23 protein-coding genes and 1 pseudogene are annotated in these 18,880 nt (G+C 33.3%); 15 read left to right on the forward strand and 9 right to left on the reverse strand.

The window, feature by feature from the left end; all coding sequences use genetic code 11:
- The first annotated feature begins 301 nt into the window (after positions 1 to 301).
- The 3 genes from QA612_RS19505 to QA612_RS19515 all read left to right on the forward strand — a co-directional run bounded on the left by QA612_RS19505 (position 302) and on the right by QA612_RS19515 (position 2,949).
- Positions 302 to 1,252 (forward strand): ABC transporter permease subunit, encoded by a 951-nt coding sequence (locus tag QA612_RS19505; RefSeq protein ID WP_278285505.1) that lies wholly within the window; start codon positions 302 to 304, stop codon positions 1,250 to 1,252.
- The gene (locus tag QA612_RS19510; RefSeq protein WP_278285506.1) at positions 1,252 to 2,133 is read left to right on the forward strand and encodes an ABC transporter permease subunit; all 882 of its coding nucleotides are present in this window, start codon (positions 1,252 to 1,254) and stop codon (positions 2,131 to 2,133) included. The genes QA612_RS19505 and QA612_RS19510 overlap by 1 nt, the downstream gene beginning before the upstream one ends.
- A gap of 144 nt (positions 2,134 to 2,277) precedes the next feature.
- A complete protein-coding gene (locus QA612_RS19515) occupies positions 2,278 to 2,949 on the forward strand; it encodes a TVP38/TMEM64 family protein (protein ID WP_278285507.1) in 672 nt (223 codons plus the stop codon).
- Positions 2,950 to 2,980: 31 nt separating this feature from the next.
- Here the strand turns inward: QA612_RS19515 and QA612_RS19520 are convergent, their stop codons facing one another.
- The 4 genes from QA612_RS19520 to QA612_RS19535 form a co-directional block, all read right to left on the reverse strand.
- Positions 2,981 to 3,301 carry a hypothetical protein gene (locus QA612_RS19520; protein WP_278285508.1) on the reverse strand — a complete coding sequence of 107 codons (321 nt, stop codon included), beginning with the start codon at positions 3,299 to 3,301 and terminating at the stop codon, positions 2,981 to 2,983.
- A 160-nt stretch (positions 3,302 to 3,461) separates the two neighbouring features.
- On the reverse strand, positions 3,462 to 3,872 hold the full coding sequence (locus QA612_RS19525) for a phosphotransferase (protein WP_278285509.1): 411 nt from the start codon (positions 3,870 to 3,872) through the stop codon (positions 3,462 to 3,464).
- Between the two features lie 23 nt (positions 3,873 to 3,895).
- The gene (locus tag QA612_RS19530; protein WP_278285510.1) at positions 3,896 to 4,120 is read right to left on the reverse strand and encodes a hypothetical protein; all 225 of its coding nucleotides are present in this window, start codon (positions 4,118 to 4,120) and stop codon (positions 3,896 to 3,898) included.
- A gap of 31 nt (positions 4,121 to 4,151) precedes the next feature.
- Positions 4,152 to 5,111 (reverse strand): FUSC family protein, encoded by a 960-nt coding sequence (locus QA612_RS19535; RefSeq protein ID WP_278285511.1) that lies wholly within the window; start codon positions 5,109 to 5,111, stop codon positions 4,152 to 4,154.
- Positions 5,112 to 5,131: 20 nt separating this feature from the next.
- On the opposite strand from QA612_RS19535, the gene QA612_RS19540 reads away from it, so the two are divergent.
- From QA612_RS19540 to QA612_RS19560, 5 genes are all read left to right on the forward strand, one after another.
- Entirely contained in the window at positions 5,132 to 6,658 is a 1,527-nt protein-coding gene (locus QA612_RS19540) for a recombinase family protein (RefSeq protein WP_278285512.1), read from the forward strand.
- A 74-nt stretch (positions 6,659 to 6,732) separates the two neighbouring features.
- Positions 6,733 to 6,885: a hypothetical protein gene (locus QA612_RS19545; RefSeq protein ID WP_278285513.1), complete on the forward strand. Its 153-nt coding sequence runs from the start codon at positions 6,733 to 6,735 to the stop codon at positions 6,883 to 6,885.
- A gap of 14 nt (positions 6,886 to 6,899) precedes the next feature.
- Positions 6,900 to 7,472 (forward strand): recombinase family protein, encoded by a 573-nt coding sequence (locus tag QA612_RS19550; RefSeq protein ID WP_278285514.1) that lies wholly within the window; start codon positions 6,900 to 6,902, stop codon positions 7,470 to 7,472.
- A 98-nt stretch (positions 7,473 to 7,570) separates the two neighbouring features.
- Positions 7,571 to 8,257, forward strand: coding sequence for a hypothetical protein (locus QA612_RS19555; protein ID WP_278285515.1), 687 nt, complete (start codon positions 7,571 to 7,573; stop codon positions 8,255 to 8,257).
- A 21-nt stretch (positions 8,258 to 8,278) separates the two neighbouring features.
- Positions 8,279 to 9,640 (forward strand): PIN-like domain-containing protein, encoded by a 1,362-nt coding sequence (locus QA612_RS19560; protein ID WP_278285516.1) that lies wholly within the window; start codon positions 8,279 to 8,281, stop codon positions 9,638 to 9,640.
- A 182-nt stretch (positions 9,641 to 9,822) separates the two neighbouring features.
- Here QA612_RS19560 and QA612_RS19565 read toward each other — a convergent pair whose 3' ends face one another.
- Positions 9,823 to 10,428: a hypothetical protein gene (locus QA612_RS19565; RefSeq protein ID WP_278285517.1), complete on the reverse strand. Its 606-nt coding sequence runs from the start codon at positions 10,426 to 10,428 to the stop codon at positions 9,823 to 9,825.
- Between the two features lie 124 nt (positions 10,429 to 10,552).
- Between QA612_RS19565 and QA612_RS19570 the strand changes: the two genes are divergently transcribed.
- The 3 genes from QA612_RS19570 (at position 10,553) to QA612_RS19580 (ending at position 12,308) form a co-directional block, all read left to right on the forward strand.
- Positions 10,553 to 11,056, forward strand: coding sequence for a hypothetical protein (locus QA612_RS19570; RefSeq protein ID WP_278285518.1), 504 nt, complete (start codon positions 10,553 to 10,555; stop codon positions 11,054 to 11,056).
- A gap of 360 nt (positions 11,057 to 11,416) precedes the next feature.
- On the forward strand, positions 11,417 to 11,761 hold the full coding sequence (locus QA612_RS19575) for a hypothetical protein (protein WP_278285519.1): 345 nt from the start codon (positions 11,417 to 11,419) through the stop codon (positions 11,759 to 11,761).
- A 166-nt stretch (positions 11,762 to 11,927) separates the two neighbouring features.
- Positions 11,928 to 12,308 carry a hypothetical protein gene (locus tag QA612_RS19580; protein ID WP_278285520.1) on the forward strand — a complete coding sequence of 127 codons (381 nt, stop codon included), beginning with the start codon at positions 11,928 to 11,930 and terminating at the stop codon, positions 12,306 to 12,308.
- A 1,338-nt stretch (positions 12,309 to 13,646) separates the two neighbouring features.
- On the opposite strand, the gene QA612_RS19585 is transcribed toward QA612_RS19580, so the two are convergent.
- Positions 13,647 to 14,528 (reverse strand): helix-turn-helix domain-containing protein, encoded by an 882-nt coding sequence (locus tag QA612_RS19585; RefSeq protein ID WP_278285521.1) that lies wholly within the window; start codon positions 14,526 to 14,528, stop codon positions 13,647 to 13,649.
- Positions 14,515 to 14,670: a hypothetical protein gene (locus tag QA612_RS19590; protein ID WP_278285522.1), complete on the reverse strand. Its 156-nt coding sequence runs from the start codon at positions 14,668 to 14,670 to the stop codon at positions 14,515 to 14,517. Before QA612_RS19590 ends, QA612_RS19585 begins: the two co-directional genes overlap by 14 nt.
- Positions 14,671 to 15,135: 465 nt before the next feature.
- Here QA612_RS19590 and QA612_RS19595 point away from each other — a divergent pair, with 465 nt between their 5' ends.
- The 4 genes from QA612_RS19595 (at position 15,136) to QA612_RS19610 (ending at position 17,821) form a co-directional block, all read left to right on the forward strand.
- Entirely contained in the window at positions 15,136 to 16,218 is a 1,083-nt protein-coding gene (locus tag QA612_RS19595; protein WP_278285523.1) for a hypothetical protein, read from the forward strand.
- The gene (locus QA612_RS19600; RefSeq protein WP_278285524.1) at positions 16,211 to 16,825 is read left to right on the forward strand and encodes a hypothetical protein; all 615 of its coding nucleotides are present in this window, start codon (positions 16,211 to 16,213) and stop codon (positions 16,823 to 16,825) included. Before QA612_RS19595 ends, QA612_RS19600 begins: the two co-directional genes overlap by 8 nt.
- 202 nt (positions 16,826 to 17,027) lie before the next feature.
- Complete coding sequence (locus QA612_RS19605; protein ID WP_278285525.1) at positions 17,028 to 17,609, forward strand: hypothetical protein; 582 nt, start codon at positions 17,028 to 17,030, stop codon at positions 17,607 to 17,609.
- Between the two features lie 62 nt (positions 17,610 to 17,671).
- Complete coding sequence (locus QA612_RS19610; protein WP_278285526.1) at positions 17,672 to 17,821, forward strand: hypothetical protein; 150 nt, start codon at positions 17,672 to 17,674, stop codon at positions 17,819 to 17,821.
- Positions 17,822 to 17,953: 132 nt separating this feature from the next.
- Here QA612_RS19610 and QA612_RS19615 read toward each other — a convergent pair whose 3' ends face one another.
- On the reverse strand, positions 17,954 to 18,439 hold the full coding sequence (locus QA612_RS19615) for a hypothetical protein (RefSeq protein WP_278285527.1): 486 nt from the start codon (positions 18,437 to 18,439) through the stop codon (positions 17,954 to 17,956).
- Between the two features lie 73 nt (positions 18,440 to 18,512).
- Positions 18,513 to 18,671 (reverse strand): annotated as a pseudogene (locus QA612_RS19620) (aromatic acid exporter family protein); the annotation flags it as partial.
- Between the last annotated feature and the right edge of the window lie 209 nt (positions 18,672 to 18,880).

The following is an 18,880-nucleotide window of genomic DNA, read 5'->3' on the forward strand; positions in this document are numbered from 1 at the left end:
ATTTCTTACAAAATAAACTAATGAAGAGCTAAAAAGAATTAGCACCATTCATCCCCATTCATCCCCATCAATGAATGAAGGGGCTTTCTTGTGCCATAGTTGTAAGTAATTTTTTGAATTACAAGTTTCCTTTTTGTATAGATGTTCGAGTCTTAGTATGAATGATAAATGATAAAACTTACTGGATTCGATATATTTACTTTAAAATAATATGTTACCATATAATTATGAATTTTTAAAAAAATGAATCACTACTAAATGTTCAGTTATTTGTAAGAACTGACAATGTAAAGGAGCTCATATGAATAACAAAATAACGAATCAAATTATTATACTAATCGTATATTTTCTTTTGTTTTTATCAATAATTTCAATCGTTTTACTGCCGAGAGGTGTTGTTTTTACTGCATATGACTATCACGTAGAAAGAAGTTTCTCTATAAATTGGACAATTTATTGGGAAAATATTCGATTCTTTTTTGCTAGTTTAATAGAAGGTGACTTTGGAGTAAACATATATGATCAACCCGTAATCAACGATGTTGTTATTTATTTTTTTCAAAGGAGTTTACCTGTTATTATAGGTGCCTTTCTCCTTGCTATTATACTAGGAGTAGTCATTGGTACAATTCAATTTAGTTTAAGAGAACGAAAAATTGGAAAGATCACTACTGCTTTCTCTTGGGTACTACAATCTTTACCAGATTTCTTTATCTATATCATGATTCAGATTGTTTTATTTCAATTGTTTAGATGGGGTCTCCCATCATTTAGTGTGTATGGATATGAAGCTTGGCATAATTACTTGATGGGAATGATAATTGTATCCTTATTTCCAGGTGCATATTTAAGTATGTTGATTAAATCTGCTCTTGATGATGAATTAAATAAGGATTACATAAATACAGCAAAAAGTAAGGGAATAACCTCATTCCTTATTCTAATGAAGCACCAATGGATGAATATCATTCAACGGATAGCACATCACATACATACAATTATGATTATGATAATTGGGAACCTATTAATTTTTGAATACTTATTTTTTATGCGAGGAGCTGCAATGAGGACGTATCAAGCATTAGGCTTTCATGATGCAACTATTAGAGGAAGCTATCGATCTATGGTGGCTGACCATCAATTTGAACCGCCTGTTATTATTTGGCTCCTTACATGCTTTTTACTTCTTAGTTTATTAACACATGTGTTTCAGTCAATCGTTATCCATTACCTAAATAGGAGGCAAGGATGATGAAGAATCCAATATATATTACAGCAATCAGTTGCCTCTTTCTTTTATTCGTCTTTTGTTTTATATTACCAATTTGGTTTCCAAGTGATATAGAAGGGATAGTTTTTCTTACTAATGATGAAGGGGATATGATTTTCCCTCCTTTTCCTCCCTCATCTGAATTTTGGTTAGGAACAGATAGCTTAGGACATGACATGTTTCAACAATTGGTGTTAAATGGGCAAAATACTCTTCTATTGGTGTTTTTAATCGTGATATTACGGTTTATGATTGCTGTTCCTTTGGGATATTTTGCAAGAAAAAAGACTGGTTTCATCTTTTGGACTATTGAAAAATCACATCATTATTTATCAGCTTTACCTGTTCTTCTATTGGTCATTTTGTTTATGAACCTTGCAATCGTCGAAGCATCAAGCATGAGAATGGGCTTAGTAATAATGTTTATTGTAGTGATAGAGGTAGGAAGATTGTCATATATACTCAGTAATGACATTCACCTTTTTTACCAAAAACCATATTATGAAGCTACTAAAATGATTGGATCAACCTTTTGGCATAGATTTAAAAAGTACGATCTGAGACATATTGGTCCTACGTTAGCTGTTATGTTTATGCTTGAATTAGCAAAGGTCATGCTTTTGATTGGTCAACTTGGCTTTTTGTCTATGTTCATATCACAGCAATGGTTCACATTGGAAGGGGGAGGAATTGAAATCCAAAATCGGTTTGGAACTTGGGGCTCCCTTCTAGCGGATACGAGAGATCATATTCGCCATGAATTTTGGATACCGTTAGCTCCTGTAATAGCTATAACATTTGCAATGTTTACATTTCATTTGTGTGCAGAAGCATTAAAAAAGTATTTTTCAAAAAACAATTAAGTTTAAAATTAAAGCTTAAAAAAAGAATGGTTAGGTAATATTGATAGTAAAGCGTTTTTCTAATGGAAAACACTTGGAGCTAAATTAGCTTTCCTTAATAAGATAGTAGTGAATGATCTTTTATTAAAGGAGTTTTTCAATTCAATGCCTATTAAATTTTTTATTAAGCTTGTGATATTTGCTATTTTCATTTTCTGTATTTTATGGATTAATCACATGTTTTTGGATCTTAATGCTCAAGAAATTAGGTATTGGGTCTTATCGTATGGGTGGTGGGCACCCATTGTATTTATTACTCTATTTGCCTTTCGTCCCTTTGTCTTTTTTCCAGCGTCCATTCTAGCCATTGCAGGCGGTTTATCTTTTGGTGCAATACTTGGTCCAATCGTTACGTATATCGGTTCTCTATCAGGAGCAATAATTTCCTTTTTGGCCGTTAGAAAAATTGGTGGAGAAAAAATCCATAAAAGATGGAAGGGAAAGGGAGAGACTTTACAGCGGAAGATTGAAGAAAATGGTTTTAAATATGTTTTAGTATTAAGAATCATTCCTGTAATCAATTTTGATTTTGTTAGTTATTTATCCGGCCTGTCTCGAATAGAATTTAAGAAATATTTAGGGGCAACAATGATCGGAATCATTCCTGGTACAATCGTGTTTAATCTTATAGGGGCAACGTTTGTTGTTGCTGACTTGCAAATGGTTATGGTAACAGGGACAGTGTTTATTCTTGCAATAATTATGATTTTCCTAATACGTAGGAAGGTTTTAAAGGGGAAATGGTCATTTGATATGTTAACGGACGAAAAAATTTAAAAGGATGCAGCTAATAAGACTAGCTGTATCCTTATTTTGTTCGCTTTTCGTAAGTTGAATAGCCAATAAAGAGAAAAGTAATAAAGACAAGATATAAAATGGAGATACCAATCCAGTCAAAGCCCTCCAATAACGGGATAAAGATGATAACGGCAATATTTACAATAACAAGACGTCGAAACCACACCTTAGATAATTTTGATAAAAAGATAAAAAATAATCCGATACTTGTGATTACGATGTAAGTTGCTACAATAAAATAAGGGTTACTATGAACAAGATTAGAAGAATAAAATACATATAGTAAGCCTATTTGAAAAAGTAACAAAATAATAATAGCATCCTTTACCAATCTCGACAGCCCTCTCATTAAAGTTAGTAAATTCATGATAAAAGGAGTTTCTAATAAGATTTTGCAAACGCATAAATCTTTTCATAATCTAAATGTACAATAGGTTGATCACGGATGATTCTATCTCCCATCTCAGAGATGAGCTTTTTTTGCTTATCATTTAACGATTTATACCGTATAAATCACAATCGCGCAATTTTAAAAATATTGGGAGCTTCAGGAATTCATCTAAAGCTATTTCGGATGTAGCTAAATATCCTGCTAAAAAAATTGTTAAAAAGTTAGTTCCAAACTTTACTTTTTCCTCCCTTGTTCCCTCAAACTGCCATAAGAAATAATATAAGGGCATGGCCAAGTCATGAACAATGAAATGATAGGCACAATCATCGAAATCAAATATCCACAAACGTTCGTCATCAAAAAAGAAATTTCCTGAATGGAGGTCAGTATGGATTAACATATATAATTTATCATTTCTAGGGAGTTGGTTGATGACGTTAATCAAAGTATTAACTCTTGAAATAATAATCCGATCATTTGGTAAATAAGTAGAAAATAATTTTGTAGACATTTCCATATAATCTTCTCTGGGAGTTATATGTTCTCTTGGTATATCGCTTCAATTTGTTCTTCGTTTCGATGACTTGAATGGGAAAATCGAATGACTACATCCCTCTCATGAATGCTACCACTATAAATAATGTTTTCAAATCCTGCTAGCTCCTTAAGAGAATCGAAGCTAACATTAAACAAACTTGCGCTAATCTGTAATACTTCTTCTGAAAAATACTCCATGGCTTCTTTTTTTATTCGAAACACCTCGTAAAAAATAATATTGTTTTGTGAGAACTCATTTTTTTGTTAATTGTTGAAGCTCTTCAAGACAATCATGTATAGATAGGAGTTCATAGAAAATGACTGTTTTTACTTGGAAATGATGTATGTATTTAGGGTCTTTAAGATTATTCGATGAATAGCTATATTTCAAATATTGATCTAGTTCATTTATTGTATAAAAATAATCGTCAGTGATAGGATCTTTTAAATGATCAAGCGTATAAATGATTAAATTGGTAGCTTTAAGCAGTAGTTCCCTCTCATAGGTAGTTAAATCAACAGGTGTTTCAATATACTGTAGGTTACCTAAATGAAGGTTCGCTTTTTGGATTATTTGTAGCTTTGCTTTTAATTCTTTAAAGTGCTTATATTCTTTATGATTAATACGATGGTACTTCCATTCCATTTCTTGATAAAAAATTATATCTTCTGTTTTTTCCGTATGTCTTCTTAGAGCTTTGTACGACTGTAAAGGTAGATTTTTTACTGACTTTTCAGTTGAATTTGTACAATACTTCATCGTTTCAAAAAGAACTTTTTGAATTAAAGCTATCTGGGAAATTATTTGATTTTCTATCGTAGACACATATTTTGGTGGAAATAAAAGTAAATTAACTAACGTTGATACTGTTAACCCAATGGTAGTTGTACCTAACCTTGTTAAAAAGGCTATAAAGAAGTGATCATGAATATTTGGGATCATAGCAACTGCAGTTAAAGTAGCTACAAGTGTCCCGTGATGCAATTTAAATTTTTGGCAAATAATGATTGTTAAAGTTGCTGCCAATGCAAAGGTTAAAGCTGTTTCTCCTAAAATAGATACAAAGAATACAGCTAATGCAGCTCCAATTGCTGATGCGGGAAGTCGAATAACCCCCTTCCTTATGGAGTCATAGGCAGTTGGTTCAAGGGTTACATCAGTAGTGTCACAGTTACAGCAAGTAAATTCTAATGCTAGTAATGAGTTAAACACACTACTGAGGAGGCTTTACAATGACTACTGTAATAGCAACAAAGACAGCATGTATCTACCTGAGACTTTCTAGAGAAAAGAAAGAGAATGAGGACAGCCTAAAAAATCACAGGCTTACCTTAACATCATTAGCTGAGAGAGAGGGCTACAATTTTAAAATATATTCTGATGGTATTGCCTCATCTATGGATGGAGACAGATTAGAATACAATCTAATGATAGATGATATAAAAAATGGCATGTACTCAGCTATATTTGCTCATGATGTAGACAGACTTTCTAGGAATGGAGCTACACTTTTAGCCTTATCAAATATGCTAGAGATGTTCTGTCCTAATGTTATTACTCCCTCTTTTGAATATGACCTCAGGGATGACAGCAGTAAAATGATGTTCTCTTTTGGCTCTATTATAGCAGAGCAGGAGTACAGACAGATAAAAAAGAGGCTTTTATCAGGAAAGATTGCATCAGCTAAACAGGGTAAATGTCTAAACAGCTTAGTAGCCTATGGCTATACAAAGGATGAGGAGGGTAAGTTAGTACCTGATGAGGATGAAAGTAAGATAGTTAGGGAGGCTGTGGAGTTATGTTTACAAGGCTTACCTTATGGAGCTATTTCTCAGATGTTAAATATTAAAGGATACAGAGGGAAAAAGGGAGGTAAGTTTACTAATGTAGCTATACAGAGATATTTTACTAATCCTATCTACAGAGGTACATTAATTTACAGTAATGCTAGAGGTAATGTAGAGCTAAAAAATAACCATGAGCCTCTAATAACTGATGCTGAGTATCAACTAATAAATGAGATGGCTTTTAACAGGAGAAAGCATTATAACAAGACTAGAGATATAGCTCCTGCTTATGTTATTGCAGGTATGGTAACTTGTGAGGTATGTGGTATTAGGATGCCTTTAAATACAACTAAAAGGAATGGTAAGTTAAAAGGCTATTATGAGACAAGAATAATAAAAAAATGTAGTCATAATAGACATACTCCCTGTGAAAATTATGGAGTAGCTTTAGATGGTATAGAGAGAGCTGTTATTAACAGTGTTAAACAGTACTCTAAGGAGCTAGAGACTGAGCTAGGAGAGCTAAAGACTGATGATAAAAGCTCTCTAGTTGATAAGTTAAACAATAAGATAAAAGATGCTGAGAAAGCTGTTAAGCAGTTAGGAGCTAAGGAGGAGAATTTACTATCTTTAGCTGTGGATGGCTTAATAGATAACAGTACTTTTAAGGACAGACAGGCTAAGCTACAGGATGAAAAGAAAGCACATCTATCCAGTATTGAGGAGCATAAGAACAGCCTTAAAAATCTAGATAGCTCAGCTCAGGAGAAAAGATTGTGTTATCTTGTAGGCAATATTAATAAGCTAAGAACTACAGCAGATATAAGAGACAATGGAGACTACTCTGAGCAGGAGAAAGTGCATCATGTAACTGAATGTAATGCCTTCTTAAAAAGTATTATCTCAAAGATAGGCTACTACAAAGAGAGTAGAGATGCTGAGCCTCAGATTAAAATAGAATGGTTACAATAAATCAGTATTAGTTTTTATTGTAAATGTCACAGATTAATAATCCCTTCTAATGATAGCTACAGGAGGGATAAAATATGGCTATCAAATATCATTCAAAAGAAGTAATTGAGGTAACTACAGGAGTTAAGAAAAGTAATATTACTGTTATTGAGGTTAATAAACCTAATCTAAGAAAATGGGCTGAGATATTACTACAGATGGAGCAGAATGGAACTTTATTAAAATAGATTGGAGCTACAACATGAGCAGATTAATAGGATATATGAGAGTTAGTACAGTTAAGGAGGAGCAGACTTTTAACAGGCAAGAGGCTCAACTTATAGACTGTGATAAATTATATTCAGATAGAGTTTCAGGAGCTAAGAGGGAGAGACCTGAGCTTAATAAGATGCTACAGGAGCTACAGGCAGGAGATACAGTCTTAATAGTTAGTATTGACAGGCTAAGCAGGTCTACAGCAGACCTCTTAGAGATTGTATCTATTATTAAGGATAAAGGAGCATCTTTAAAAAGTATAAATGATACATGGTTAGATACTACCTCAGATAATCCTCTAAATGATTTTTTATTGACTATACTAGGAGCTTTAGGACAGATGGAAAGAGCTATGATTACTCAGAGGGTAAAAGAGGGAGTAAAAGTAGCTCAGGATAAGGGAGTTAAGTTTGGTAGACCAACTAAGAACAGTAATAAGGTCTCCTATGCTCTAGAGCTTTACAATGAGGGAGAGCATACTGCTAAGCAGATAGCTGATATTACAGGAGTAAGTAAGGCTACATTATATAGAAAGATAAAAGAGAGAGGGATTAGCTAATGGCTACCCTCTTTTTTTATTATACACTTATAGGGTATTGCTATATGGTATAATTTGGACATCTGATATAACTAAAAATAATGAAAGGTGGTAATCATATGGCAATAGATTATGAGAATAAAATTAAATATATTGATGATGAGGAAAACTATAGGTATTTAGAAAATTATGATAACCTTCCTGATAAATGTCCTGTATGTAATCATGCTTTATCTCCTACATATATACTGATTTATGAAAAATTTGTTAATCAGTTTGAAATACTTTGTGGGTGTCCTAGAAATAATTGTGGTAGCTTATTCTTTGCTGTTTATTTAGGAAGTGCTTTTAACAGTGGTCATGTTTCTTTAACTCATACTTATCCAGTCTCTAAACAAGATAAAGTATTTAATTCTGATATTGAGGACTTATCTCCTGAGTTTGTTGCTATTTATAATCAGTCACTCCATGCAGAACAGGAAAAACTGGATAGGATATGTGGAGTAGGGTATAGAAAATCTCTAGAGCATTTACTAAAGGATTATATTATAAGTGAGCATCCTGAGCAGGAGGAAACTGTTAAGGCTATTCATTCTATACAGAAATGTATTAATGAGTATATAGATGATACTGATATAAAAGAGATGGCAGAAAGAGCTACATGGTTAGGGAATGATGAGACACATTATGTTAGAAAATGGGATGGCAAAGACATACAGGATTTGAAAAATCTTATTGATATAACAGTTTTCTTTATCAGTATGAAAGTTAAAGCTAAAAGATACAAAGAGGAAATGGCTAGATAACTGCTATAAGGAGGGGTTTACTTGTTAGAACAATTTAAAGGATTTATTGGTTATACAGATGAAGAATTTAAAAGACTTTGGGAAAAGGCAGTTATTGTGGTTGATACAAATGTATTATTAAATTTTTATAAATACACATCTAAAGAATCTACTAAAAGTTTATTGGACATTTTAAAAATATTAAAGGAAGAAAATAGGCTATGGATACCACATCAGGTTGCTCTAGAGTATTTTTTTAATTATGAGACTAATATGTTCAAACAACATGAGGGATATAATTTGTTAGGCTCTGAGTTAAAAAAGTTAAAAGAGGATGCTAAAAAGTCATTAAGAACAGTCCAAAGTGAACATCCATACATAGTTACTGATAATTTTCAATTTTATATTGAGGATATAGAAAAATCTAATGATAAGCTCCAAGAACAATTAGATAAAGAAATAGCTAATTTACCTTACTCAAAGGAAACTCAAGATGAGCTATTACTATTATTAGATGGAGTTATAGGTGACCCATATACTCAAGATATGATTAATGCCATTGAAAAAGATGGGCTGGAGAGATATGTCCATAATGTTCCTCCAGGATTTAAGGACAAGGATAAAAACAGCATGAAAGATTACAGGACTTATGGTGATATTAGGTATCAACAAAAGTATGGAGATTTAATAGTTTGGAATCAAATGTTAGATAGAGCAAAAAGAGAGGAAAATCCAACATCAATAATTTTTATTACAGAGGAAAAGAAAGAGGATTGGTGGGAAAAAGAAAGTGGCAAAATTAAAAGACCTCAGCCTCAACTAATTCAAGAATTTATTAATAAAACAAATCAACTGTTTTATATGTACAGGACAGAAAACTTTGTACAGTATGCTAAAGAATATTTAGGAGCAGATATTACAGATGAGGAAGTGGAAAATGTCACTAAGGATGTAGAACAAATAAGGAGGGCAGAGGAAAGTAGTAATTCTGATTTAGAAAATGAATACCAAGCTACAATTAATAGAAATGAACAAAAGGAAAAGTTAAGAAATCTAAATATAAATAAATTAATGGAGTACTTATCACAAGAAGAATTGGACACTTTTAGAAAAAGGATTGATATGGCATTTTCAATAAATACACATCCTAATTCTGCTAATGCAAAATATAATCATGCAATAGAATGGGCTATTAAATTGGCTCTTAATAAGCTAGAAAACCAGTTAAGACAATTATTAGGTCAAATAGCTATAAAAGATTATGATAAAGTACAATCCTATTTGCCATTACTAGATTCATTCCCTGAAAATAGTGTAGAAAAAGGCTTGTTATTATTAGAGTATATTGAGGAAATAGAGAATGCACTACATAAAATAGATATAAATGAAAATTTCCCTTTTTAATTGTAATTATTAAAAATGGAGTACTATCATTATAAGTAACCATAGGTTTATTCTACTGGGAATGATTAAAAGACAAGAAAAAAAGAGGCTGTTTTTACAGTCTCTTTATATGGTATATAATGCTCAACTATTGAGTTTAGAAATAATAACACTAGGTAATAAAAGCTAAATATATTTACCCTTTACTTTGCAAAGTGCTGAAATACTCCCTTTACTTTTTCCCTATAGATGAATTCCTTTTCTAAAGCAAACTTGTATAATTTATTAGCCTTTTGTGAATCCAGTTCCAATTCAGATACAGCTATGTCAACAACTTGTTTTTTATTAAGTCCAGTGTTTTTAACCAGTTGAGCTAGTTTCTCTGAGAGATTGGTAAGATTAAGAGTAAAAGCTATTTCTTCTGCCATCCTATCAAACTTAACATTGCTGCCATTAGGTACATTTCTTTTCTTTTTTGCCTCTTTGACAATTCTTTCTTTTAGCTTAATAAGTGCATGTTCATCATTCTCAGTTTCATATATCTCTGCTAATTTTGTGAAATGATATGGTATGTCACTATCCATCTCATAAACTGCTGTTTCCAATAAGACTTTTAACTCCTGTGTTTTTCCTTCCTCATTTAACTGCTGAGCAATTTCTGAAATTTTATACAGCTTACTGTGTCTGTCTTTTAAATCCTTGTGTTCTTTTAATACTTCTTCATAAGAACTATAACTTTGTGTTTTTTTCTGTTCACTTTTAGTTATTTTCTCTTTTTTTTGACCAAATAGTTTAGTTAATATTCCCATATTTTCCACCTCCATGTTATATTTATCTAGTTTAACACATTTGTAAAATCAATCTTCTAATCATTCTAAATATTTAGTTTTAATGGTAATATTAAATACAGTCTCAAAAGTAGGAGTGGTTTTATTGAGAAAAATATTAAGCTTAACAAAAGGTGTATTTAAGTTTTATAGAGAACACTTATTAATTCTCTGTTTTATTTTGGTAGTAATAATATGTATGATTCTATTACAATTTATTTTTGGAGGAGTAGATAGGAATTTTGGACTGTTATTAATACCAAATATGATTGTTGAGATGGTTAGTATTCTTGTCACAGCTTATATCATTGCAGTTTTATTGCAAAAAAATGAGGAAAAAAAAGCTAAAGAAAAGGCTTATAGACTTATAGGGAGTAGATATTCAGGATTAGTTAGTAAGGTTAGTACAAGATATGTTCACCTTATAACAAGAGAACCATATGGAGACCCAGGAGGTCTTGGAGTAGATGAGAGGCTTGTTAAGCAAATAACAAATTGTTTAGATGGATTAGAAGAACTTGTACCACCTGATTCTATTGATAAAAAAATAGAAAAGTTAAATTCCTTAATAACAAAATTGGAAAGGACAGGATTGGGAGAGAATACATAGATTATCAAGAATTTTGTAAGTTTTTTAAAGAACAAAATGAGGAAAACATTGAGAAGTTTATCTCAAGATATATTGCATTTTTTCCTGATGATTTGAGAGAAGGTTTATTAAATTTAGAGACTTTATTAAATGCTGTCACTTCTATACCTATTCATGCAGGTGCAAACTTAGCAACTCCCCATAATTACAATTTTTACATTAAATCTTTAAGAGAGCTTGGAGAGGAATTGTTGTTTTTAATTAATTATTTTAATGAATATAAAGGGGAATAATTTTACTATAACTACTTTAAATCTGTACCTGTCAGCAATCTAGTAAGGGAGGTTATTATAGCCTACAAACTTACTTGGAGGAGTTTTTATGTCAGGTATTAATTATAAGTTTAATCAGTGGAGACAGTCAGGAGAACAGGCTCAGGAGTGGAGCAGTAAGGCTTATAAGTTACTAGGATGTAATACTACATCAGATACTCTAAATGGTTATAAGATAGGCAAAGTATTATATTTACATCATGTTAAGGGTTTGAATGCTCAGGAGATAAGGGAGCTAAGTGGTAAGAATGGTTTACCTACTAATACAGTTAAATCTGTTATTAAAGGCTTTAGTAGACAGGCAGGACAGGAGAGTATCTTAGCCTATAATACTGCTATGGAGATGCTACAGGATGAGCAGGAGAGAGCTGTACTGGAAAGAATGTATAACTAAATAGATAATGCAGGAGGTAGAGCTGGAGCTGAAAAGTACAATATGTACTGGCTGAGCTTTGCCTCCTTTTTTTCATTTACAGGAAATAGTATACTGGAATACATTGACATTAAATAAACCTTTGTTAATATTATAGTAACTTATCTAAACAGGGAGGAGAATTAGATTGTACAAAGACAAAGGTTTAATAACAAGTGAGGAGCAGTCTCTTATTTCTAGGTATTCTGCTGATATACAAGGACAAATAAAAGATGAACTCCTTAATTCAAAAGAGATGCAAATTAGCTTTAGTTATGATAAATGGATAGAAAATATGGAGGAGGGACTAGAGATAAACATTAGAGAGACTGATAAAGGAAGGGTTAAAACTGTTGGAAAGCTAAACACAGCAAGACTAGCTAGAGCATTAGTAGAGATTAATGATGGCATTTCTATAAAGCCTAATAAAACAGAGCTAGAACATGATGGTAGATTAGAGGAGTTTAAGCAGTATCCTAAGGGTACTAGAGTAAAAGCTAATGGAAAGATTGTAGAAGGGAGCTACTGAGGCTCTCTTTTTATTTGTTTTCCTCCTAATACTGCATTTTTAGGAAATATATATTTACTACACTACCTGCCTAGTTAGGAGCTACCCCTTCCCCCCATATACCCCCTACCTGAGCTATTCTCTCTGTATCTGTTCTCTTTACTAATACATATGTAATTAATTATTGTTACTGTTTAATCTAAGATGTTCTGAGCAGTCTGAGATAAATCTATGTATTATTCTATTACTGTCTGCTATTACTACAGCTACTGCCTCTCCCTCTGTTATTGTAGATGCTCCTGCTGTACTGATGCAGTCTCAATAGTACATGTTTATGAGACATTTTATCTACTGCTGATACTAAAGGCTCTAAGCTGTCTCATAAGTTAGTATCAAAAGTAACAGCCTATAAGAGCCTCCTTTTACTGCTGAGACCTCCCCTATATAAAGAGAGATACTCCCTATAACATATCCTCCTCCTATAGCAAAACTAACCCCTATACATATAATACCCCTCCTGTGAAATTGGCATAGGATAGGCTACAGGACAGGCTCTCAGGTCTTTCTACTACTGGCTTATACTAACTGCTCCTATACAATTAATTACTGTGAGGACTGGCAGAGAGGAGGTTAGTTACTGGCTGTTATTCCTTAGAGTATGTAAAGGTTGAATGCTTGACAGGAGGGAAGGCAGGGAGAGTAGTGTTTGTTGGACTTTTACACTTTGCAGAATAATCATCAGAATATCTACTTTTACTATACTGCTCCTTAACTGTAATCTTAGCTGTACTCCTTAACTGTTAGAGCTGTAATAAGGTCAAAAGATGGAGCAAGGCTAAAGCCTTTCTCTCTACAAAGATTAAATACATATGTAATAACAAATGGAATATACAATAGGCTCTATTTATGTATGTAGGACTGAGCTTGTCTCAGGACTAAGGCTCTAGCCTTTGCTCTTTGTCTTTTAGGCATAAAAAAAGACTGCCTCTACTGTAGAATAAACTACAATAAAGACAGCCTCTTTTAAGGAGAGTAATTGAGAGAGATTACACTCAAAAACTAAGGACACAGCCTAAACTATGTTTGTAAAGGTATTAACCTCTACATTATTATATCCATCTATTAGCAGTAGATTAAAGCTCTATAACAGTTAGGGAGCAGGGAGTAACTAAATATGTTCTATGTAAGATAAGAGGGATTCTCCTTTGCTAAAATGGCTGTATCCCTTGTGGCTCTAAGTATGAGGTCACTTTTGCAAAGTGCATAAAAACCCCCCAATGAGCCTAAAAAAGTGCATAAAAACCCCCCAATAAAGTCCAAGACTACAGCTGTCTCTATAGACAAAAAAAGGAGCAGAGCTTAGAGGCTCTGTCCTGTTAGTGTAAAGTCTGCTTTTAGCTCCTCATTAGGCATAATACCCCTAAAGAATAAACTAGGATTGACTTTATATATTGAGTTTTTACCTGCTCTAAAAGTACCAAAAACATTAACTCCTGAGAGTTTCATCCTAAGATGAGTTTTAACATTCTTTTCATCTATTCCAGTAAGCTCCAGTATATCCCTCTGAGAAAGAGCCTCAGACTTATAAAGGTCTCTCTCATAAGGATGCTTTACTAGATGATTAGTCTGAAAGTGCATATAAGGCAGGAGCATAAAAAGAAAGCCTATATCAGCAGGTCTTATATCTGTCTGAGTGTATAGCTCCTGTAATGAGCCTATGAACATCTTAACAACTTTATCAGACTTATTAGAGCCTCTAAAGCAGTATTTATTAGCAACAAAAAAAGCCTGATACTCTTTATTGTACTGAGTAACAGCCTCCTGATGCAGTAAGCCTAATTCTATAAACTTTTTTAATATCTTAGAGTATGTTCTTTGTTTAATCCTGAGAGCCTCTCCTATCTCCTTTTTAGTCATAGGGAGGTTAGCCTCAGAGGTCTTTTTTAACATGCCTGAGTAATCTATATAGCTCTGTAAAATAAGAAAGTATCCTAACTCCTTAGTATTAAGCTCCTCTAATAAAGCTAACTCTCTAGATGCCTCCATATTAACAAGAGTAAAAGGATTATCTGCTCTGTTTTTATAAGTCTGTAGAGCCTTTCTTTTATTGCTAGTCTCCTGCATCTCAGGAGTAATAACTCTTACATCCTCTCTAAGCTCTCCATTAGCATCTATAACAGTAAATACCTCCTTAGCTTTTATCCTCTGCTCAGCCTCCTGCATTAACTTATTTACTGTCATGATGTAACTCCTCCTCTGTAGATGCTGTAGCTGATGCCTTAGCCTTTTCTGCTCTGTACTGCTTATAAGTCTCAATAAACTGCTCATATGTTTGTAGATGGCTCTTAGTTAGCTTTCCTTTTCTTTTTAGCTCCTTATTCATGATGTAATATCCCCCTTATAATTGTTTGAGCTGCTTAATCAACTCTGGTACTTATAGGGGAGCTATGGAGCATCTTTTTAAAGTGGATTAGAGCATCTTTTTTATTTATTTATCAGGAGCTTAACACTATGTACCAATAACTGAGACAAAGGGAGAGCCTAAACTACTGATATAACAATAGGTAAGAGCTGAGGCTGTACCAATAACTGAGACAATAGCTTAATAGTGTACCAATAATTTGTATCTATCTATTACTGCTTATAACTGTATTACTGTTTACTGTAATAAATACTGTTAATAAAGACAGTAGCTGTAGATAAAATACAATGGATCTGCCTTAACTACTTCCTAACTAAAAAAATAAAGTTAGTAATACACTTTATAAACCTACTGCTCAGCTACCTAAGTAATAGGAAATAAGATAGGCAGTATTACAGCCTAACTAATACTAAGGAGTGAATGAGGATGCTATTAAAATATAAATTTAAAGAGGCTACTGCTGAGGAGAGGCAGGAACTATTATCAGAGGTTATTAGTCAATATAAGATTACAGATAAGGCTCAGCTAGTACAGGCTTTAGCTCATACTCAGGCTTTGTATGATTGCTCTCAGCAGGACTTTGCAGATAACTCAGCTATAGGAGTATCAGTAAGGAGCATCAGACAATATAAGAAAGACTATACAGCTATATATGTAGAGGCTTTTGATAAGTATCAGCAACAGCCTGAGCTAATAGATGTAGATGCAGAGCTAGAGGAGGATGCTTTAGAGGCTGTATATCAGAACTTACTAACAAGGCTACAGAGTAGTAAAACATCTACTAAGGACTTAGCTACAATCTTAGAATACTTTGGTATCTCAGGAGCAGAGCTTAGGCAGTATGCTCAGCTAAGGAATGCAACAATGAGAGGCTTTTATAGAGATAATGAGAAAGCTCTAGTACAGGATGAGGATACAGCTACTTTAGTTAAATCATTAATTGCAGAGAGTGACTTTCATTACTTAGGTACTCCTAAAACAGTAGGAGCTACAGATAAGGCTCTCAGCATTGACTTAGATAATCCAGTAATAAGATTAGAGGTAATGTCCTTAGGTCTGCTGTGGTTAGGTCTATGGAATGGACAGGTATCTCCTCAGTTTGTAGAGGTAGCTCAGACAGTAAGACTATTAAAGTTAGCATCAGGAGATAAGGTAGAGCCTGAGCAGTCAATTAAAGACTTTGAGGCTATGGATGGTAAGTCTAAAAAGCTAAAGCCTGTTAGTCCTAAGATGGAGAAAGATTTAATTAATATCTTTGGAGCTGATGAGGGTAAGGAGATGTATTTACAGCTCTTAGAGGCTAAGCAGGATGTAGATAAAAAGACTGCTGTTAAGTTACCTAAGTATGAGGATGTAAAGCCTGATTATGACAGAGCATTAAAAGTCTTTCCTGCATTAGAAAAGATGCCTTTAAGCCTGATACTAGAAAAACTAGACAATGAGGCTGAGGATTATACAGATAAATACAATGAGTTTTTAAATACAGAGGAGGATAATGATAATGAGTAAAAAGAGATTAACAGAGATGACAGCAAAGATTACAGAGGTACAGGATGCTAGAGACAATGTAGAGAGTTTTTTAGAGGTTATTGAGGAGACAGCATCAGATAACAGAGCTACAGTAAGAGGCTTAGAGGATGAGCTACAAAAGGCTCAGGAGGCTCTTACAGTATCAGTAGATATAGGAGAGAGTAGAATGTTAAAAGCTCAGGCAGATGCTATAGAGCAGGATATTTCCTTAACTCAGCAGGTAGCTCAGGCTAAAATAACTAAGATGTATCAGGAGCTAGAGGATAAGGTAGAGAGATTTTTTAATGCTCATAAGGGAGCTGTAAAGATGTATCAGGAGTTAGATGCTTACTATGTAGCTAATACAAGTCTATCAGCATTAAAAGAGGATGCTAAGCTATTGTCTAACTTTGCTACAGAATTAAATAACTCTTTTAGAGCTGTTAGGCAGGTCTTATTAGATACTGGCTTAGTTTCTCAGGCAGAACAGAATAAGAGCTATAGAGGACAACATCTAGGAGCTAGAGACTTAGTAACTGAGCTATGGACATATGAGAGTAAAGTAAGAGGTTATGTTCAGCAGTTACAACAGGCAGGTAAGTTATAAGGAGTAGAGGCTTTTGAGGGAGAGCCTAGGGAGATAGCCTTAACTATGTTTGTAAGGAGGTCTACTATATGGAGTTTATTGCAGGAGTAGTAATATCAATGGCTATGGTAAAAGCATTTAAAGCAGGTAGGAATAAATAATATATAGATTAAGAGCTGAGGCTGATGCTTTGGCTCTTTTACTTTTGAGGAGGATAAAAGGAATGGACAAAAACATAGTATATAAGAGCCTATATTTACACTATGTAAAAGGCTTAGTATTGACTGAGGTATCAGATGAGACAGGACTTAGTAAAAGGATAGTAAGAGACATTCTAGCAGGAGAGAGAGAGCCTGAGGTAGCTACAGACTTTTTTAAGGATAGAAAGGCAGGAGGAGACTTTACTAGAGAGTATCCTGAACCTGTTTATTACAAGTTAAATAAGCTAGATTATGCTCAGGCTAGAGACAGGTACATGATTAAAATTGAGCAGGGTAAAAACATTAAGGAGATAAGGAGCTATCTTATAGAGGACTGCATAGAGCCTAAACAGGCTGATAAGTTATACAGTATTTTAGAGGCTTACTATAAGGATAAAAGGCTAAAGATACTAGATGCTAAGTTAGAGGCTATTGTAAAAATACTGGCTAAGCCTCCTAAGTGGAGAATGACAGCAGAGGGATTAATTACTGTTTATCCTATTCCATTACTGGACAGAGACAATAGAGTAAAAGAGGTTGTCTATAAGACTAGCAGGAGCTATTACATGCCTGATGAGCTATGGAGCAGATATACAGAAAGATAAATAAAAGGAGGAGATGCTGTAGAGGTATCTGCTCCTAAACAATACAAAGGAGGCTTAACAGAATGGATAAAAAACAGCCTGATTTAAAGAGTGAATTTAAAAGTAACTCATATAAGAAAGAGAGTAAAAGTAGCATCAGTAAAAGAGCTGAGGATAAGGCTACTGCTTTACAGAGAATAAGTAAGGCTCTTAAAAAGAGCAATATGAGATAAGGTTACTAAGTGGGAATATACAGAGGAGCTTAATGCTCTGCCTGATGCTCCTGCTCCTTTTTTTACATAAGGATTATGAAAGAAAAATCTTAGATTAATACAATAAATAAAGGAGATGGCTTAGGCTGTCTCCTACTTTTTGTATGCCTCAATATACTGTTCTAATTGTTTGCTTAGATACAGTCCTGAATCTATCAAATTTTCTGTTTTTTCTCTGTCAGTAATTTGATTAGTTATTAGAAAACTTAGGTTAATGTAAAAAGCCTGTAACTTAGAAAGGCAGTTTAAGTCCTCAATAAATAACACAGTATCACTATGTTGATTCCACTTCTCCATTGAGTAATTATTATGTAGATTACTTGCCTTATAATTTATAAACTCAATGTTTTGACTTTCCATTAGGTTCTTTGTTCCTCTAAACTGAATAAGGTTATGTTCTATTTCTTTAAGAACAGCATTAAGGGCTATGATTTCATTTTTTCTCTCCTGAGCCTGCTGTCTTTTATCTTGTTCCTCAAACTGCTTATTCAGGCTGTATCTTGTTACTATCCATGTAATTAAGCCTCCTATAACTGTTCCCCCTAGACCTGATAATAAAGTATAATAATCTATCTCCATATTGTTATTCTCCTTTTCCTTTTATAAGGTAAAATACTTATGTATCAGTATTTTTACTTGACTGTAACTATCAATCTATTGTAACAATTGCAGTAATGACAGCGAATATTGCAGGGAGATCATAAGCTAAGCAAATTCCAGCAGTAATAAACACTGCAATACCAGTTTTAAGAACCCGTTCACCTATAAAACGCTTTGGATTTAAATTAGTTAAAATAGAAGCAAGTATCATTTCTAATCACCATAGTTTTTAGAGTAGCAACAATTAAGACTATTTCCATTATATAATGGATAATTACTTATACATAGTGTAGAATTTATGAATGTAAGAACATACGTTCTTTGGTTTTCTTTTCAAGTTAGTTTTTAAGGTTCATAACATACCTTTTATAGCTTTATTTGATAAAATAGAATGATAAATGAAGAAGTAAGAATGGACAC

The sequence above is a fragment of the Evansella sp. AB-P1 genome (assembly GCF_029688925.1).
GTDB lineage: Bacteria > Bacillota > Bacilli > Bacillales > Salisediminibacteriaceae > Evansella.

Bases quoted from the DNA above. Each gene is read 5' to 3' on its own strand.
- QA612_RS19525 (WP_278285509.1), bottom strand. From the start codon at position 3,872: ATGTCTACAAAATTATTTTCTACTTATTTACCAAATGATCGGATTATT.
- QA612_RS19610 (WP_278285526.1), top strand. From the start codon at position 17,672: ATGGATAAAAAACAGCCTGATTTAAAGAGTGAATTTAAAAGTAACTCA.
- QA612_RS19545 (WP_278285513.1), top strand. From the start codon at position 6,733: ATGGCTATCAAATATCATTCAAAAGAAGTAATTGAGGTAACTACAGGA.
- QA612_RS19605 (WP_278285525.1), top strand. From the start codon at position 17,028: ATGGACAAAAACATAGTATATAAGAGCCTATATTTACACTATGTAAAA.
- QA612_RS19550 (WP_278285514.1), top strand. From the start codon at position 6,900: ATGAGCAGATTAATAGGATATATGAGAGTTAGTACAGTTAAGGAGGAG.
- QA612_RS19585 (WP_278285521.1), bottom strand. From the start codon at position 14,528: ATGACAGTAAATAAGTTAATGCAGGAGGCTGAGCAGAGGATAAAAGCT.
- QA612_RS19575 (WP_278285519.1), top strand. From the start codon at position 11,417: ATGTCAGGTATTAATTATAAGTTTAATCAGTGGAGACAGTCAGGAGAA.
- QA612_RS19555 (WP_278285515.1), top strand. From the start codon at position 7,571: ATGGCAATAGATTATGAGAATAAAATTAAATATATTGATGATGAGGAA.
- QA612_RS19540 (WP_278285512.1), top strand. From the start codon at position 5,132: ATGACTACTGTAATAGCAACAAAGACAGCATGTATCTACCTGAGACTT.
- QA612_RS19515 (WP_278285507.1), top strand. From the start codon at position 2,278: ATGCCTATTAAATTTTTTATTAAGCTTGTGATATTTGCTATTTTCATT.
- QA612_RS19600 (WP_278285524.1), top strand. From the start codon at position 16,211: ATGAGTAAAAAGAGATTAACAGAGATGACAGCAAAGATTACAGAGGTA.
- QA612_RS19505 (WP_278285505.1), top strand. From the start codon at position 302: ATGAATAACAAAATAACGAATCAAATTATTATACTAATCGTATATTTT.
- QA612_RS19590 (WP_278285522.1), bottom strand. From the start codon at position 14,670: ATGAATAAGGAGCTAAAAAGAAAAGGAAAGCTAACTAAGAGCCATCTA.
- QA612_RS19595 (WP_278285523.1), top strand. From the start codon at position 15,136: ATGCTATTAAAATATAAATTTAAAGAGGCTACTGCTGAGGAGAGGCAG.
- QA612_RS19510 (WP_278285506.1), top strand. From the start codon at position 1,252: ATGAAGAATCCAATATATATTACAGCAATCAGTTGCCTCTTTCTTTTA.
- QA612_RS19565 (WP_278285517.1), bottom strand. From the start codon at position 10,428: ATGGGAATATTAACTAAACTATTTGGTCAAAAAAAAGAGAAAATAACT.
- QA612_RS19615 (WP_278285527.1), bottom strand. From the start codon at position 18,439: ATGGAGATAGATTATTATACTTTATTATCAGGTCTAGGGGGAACAGTT.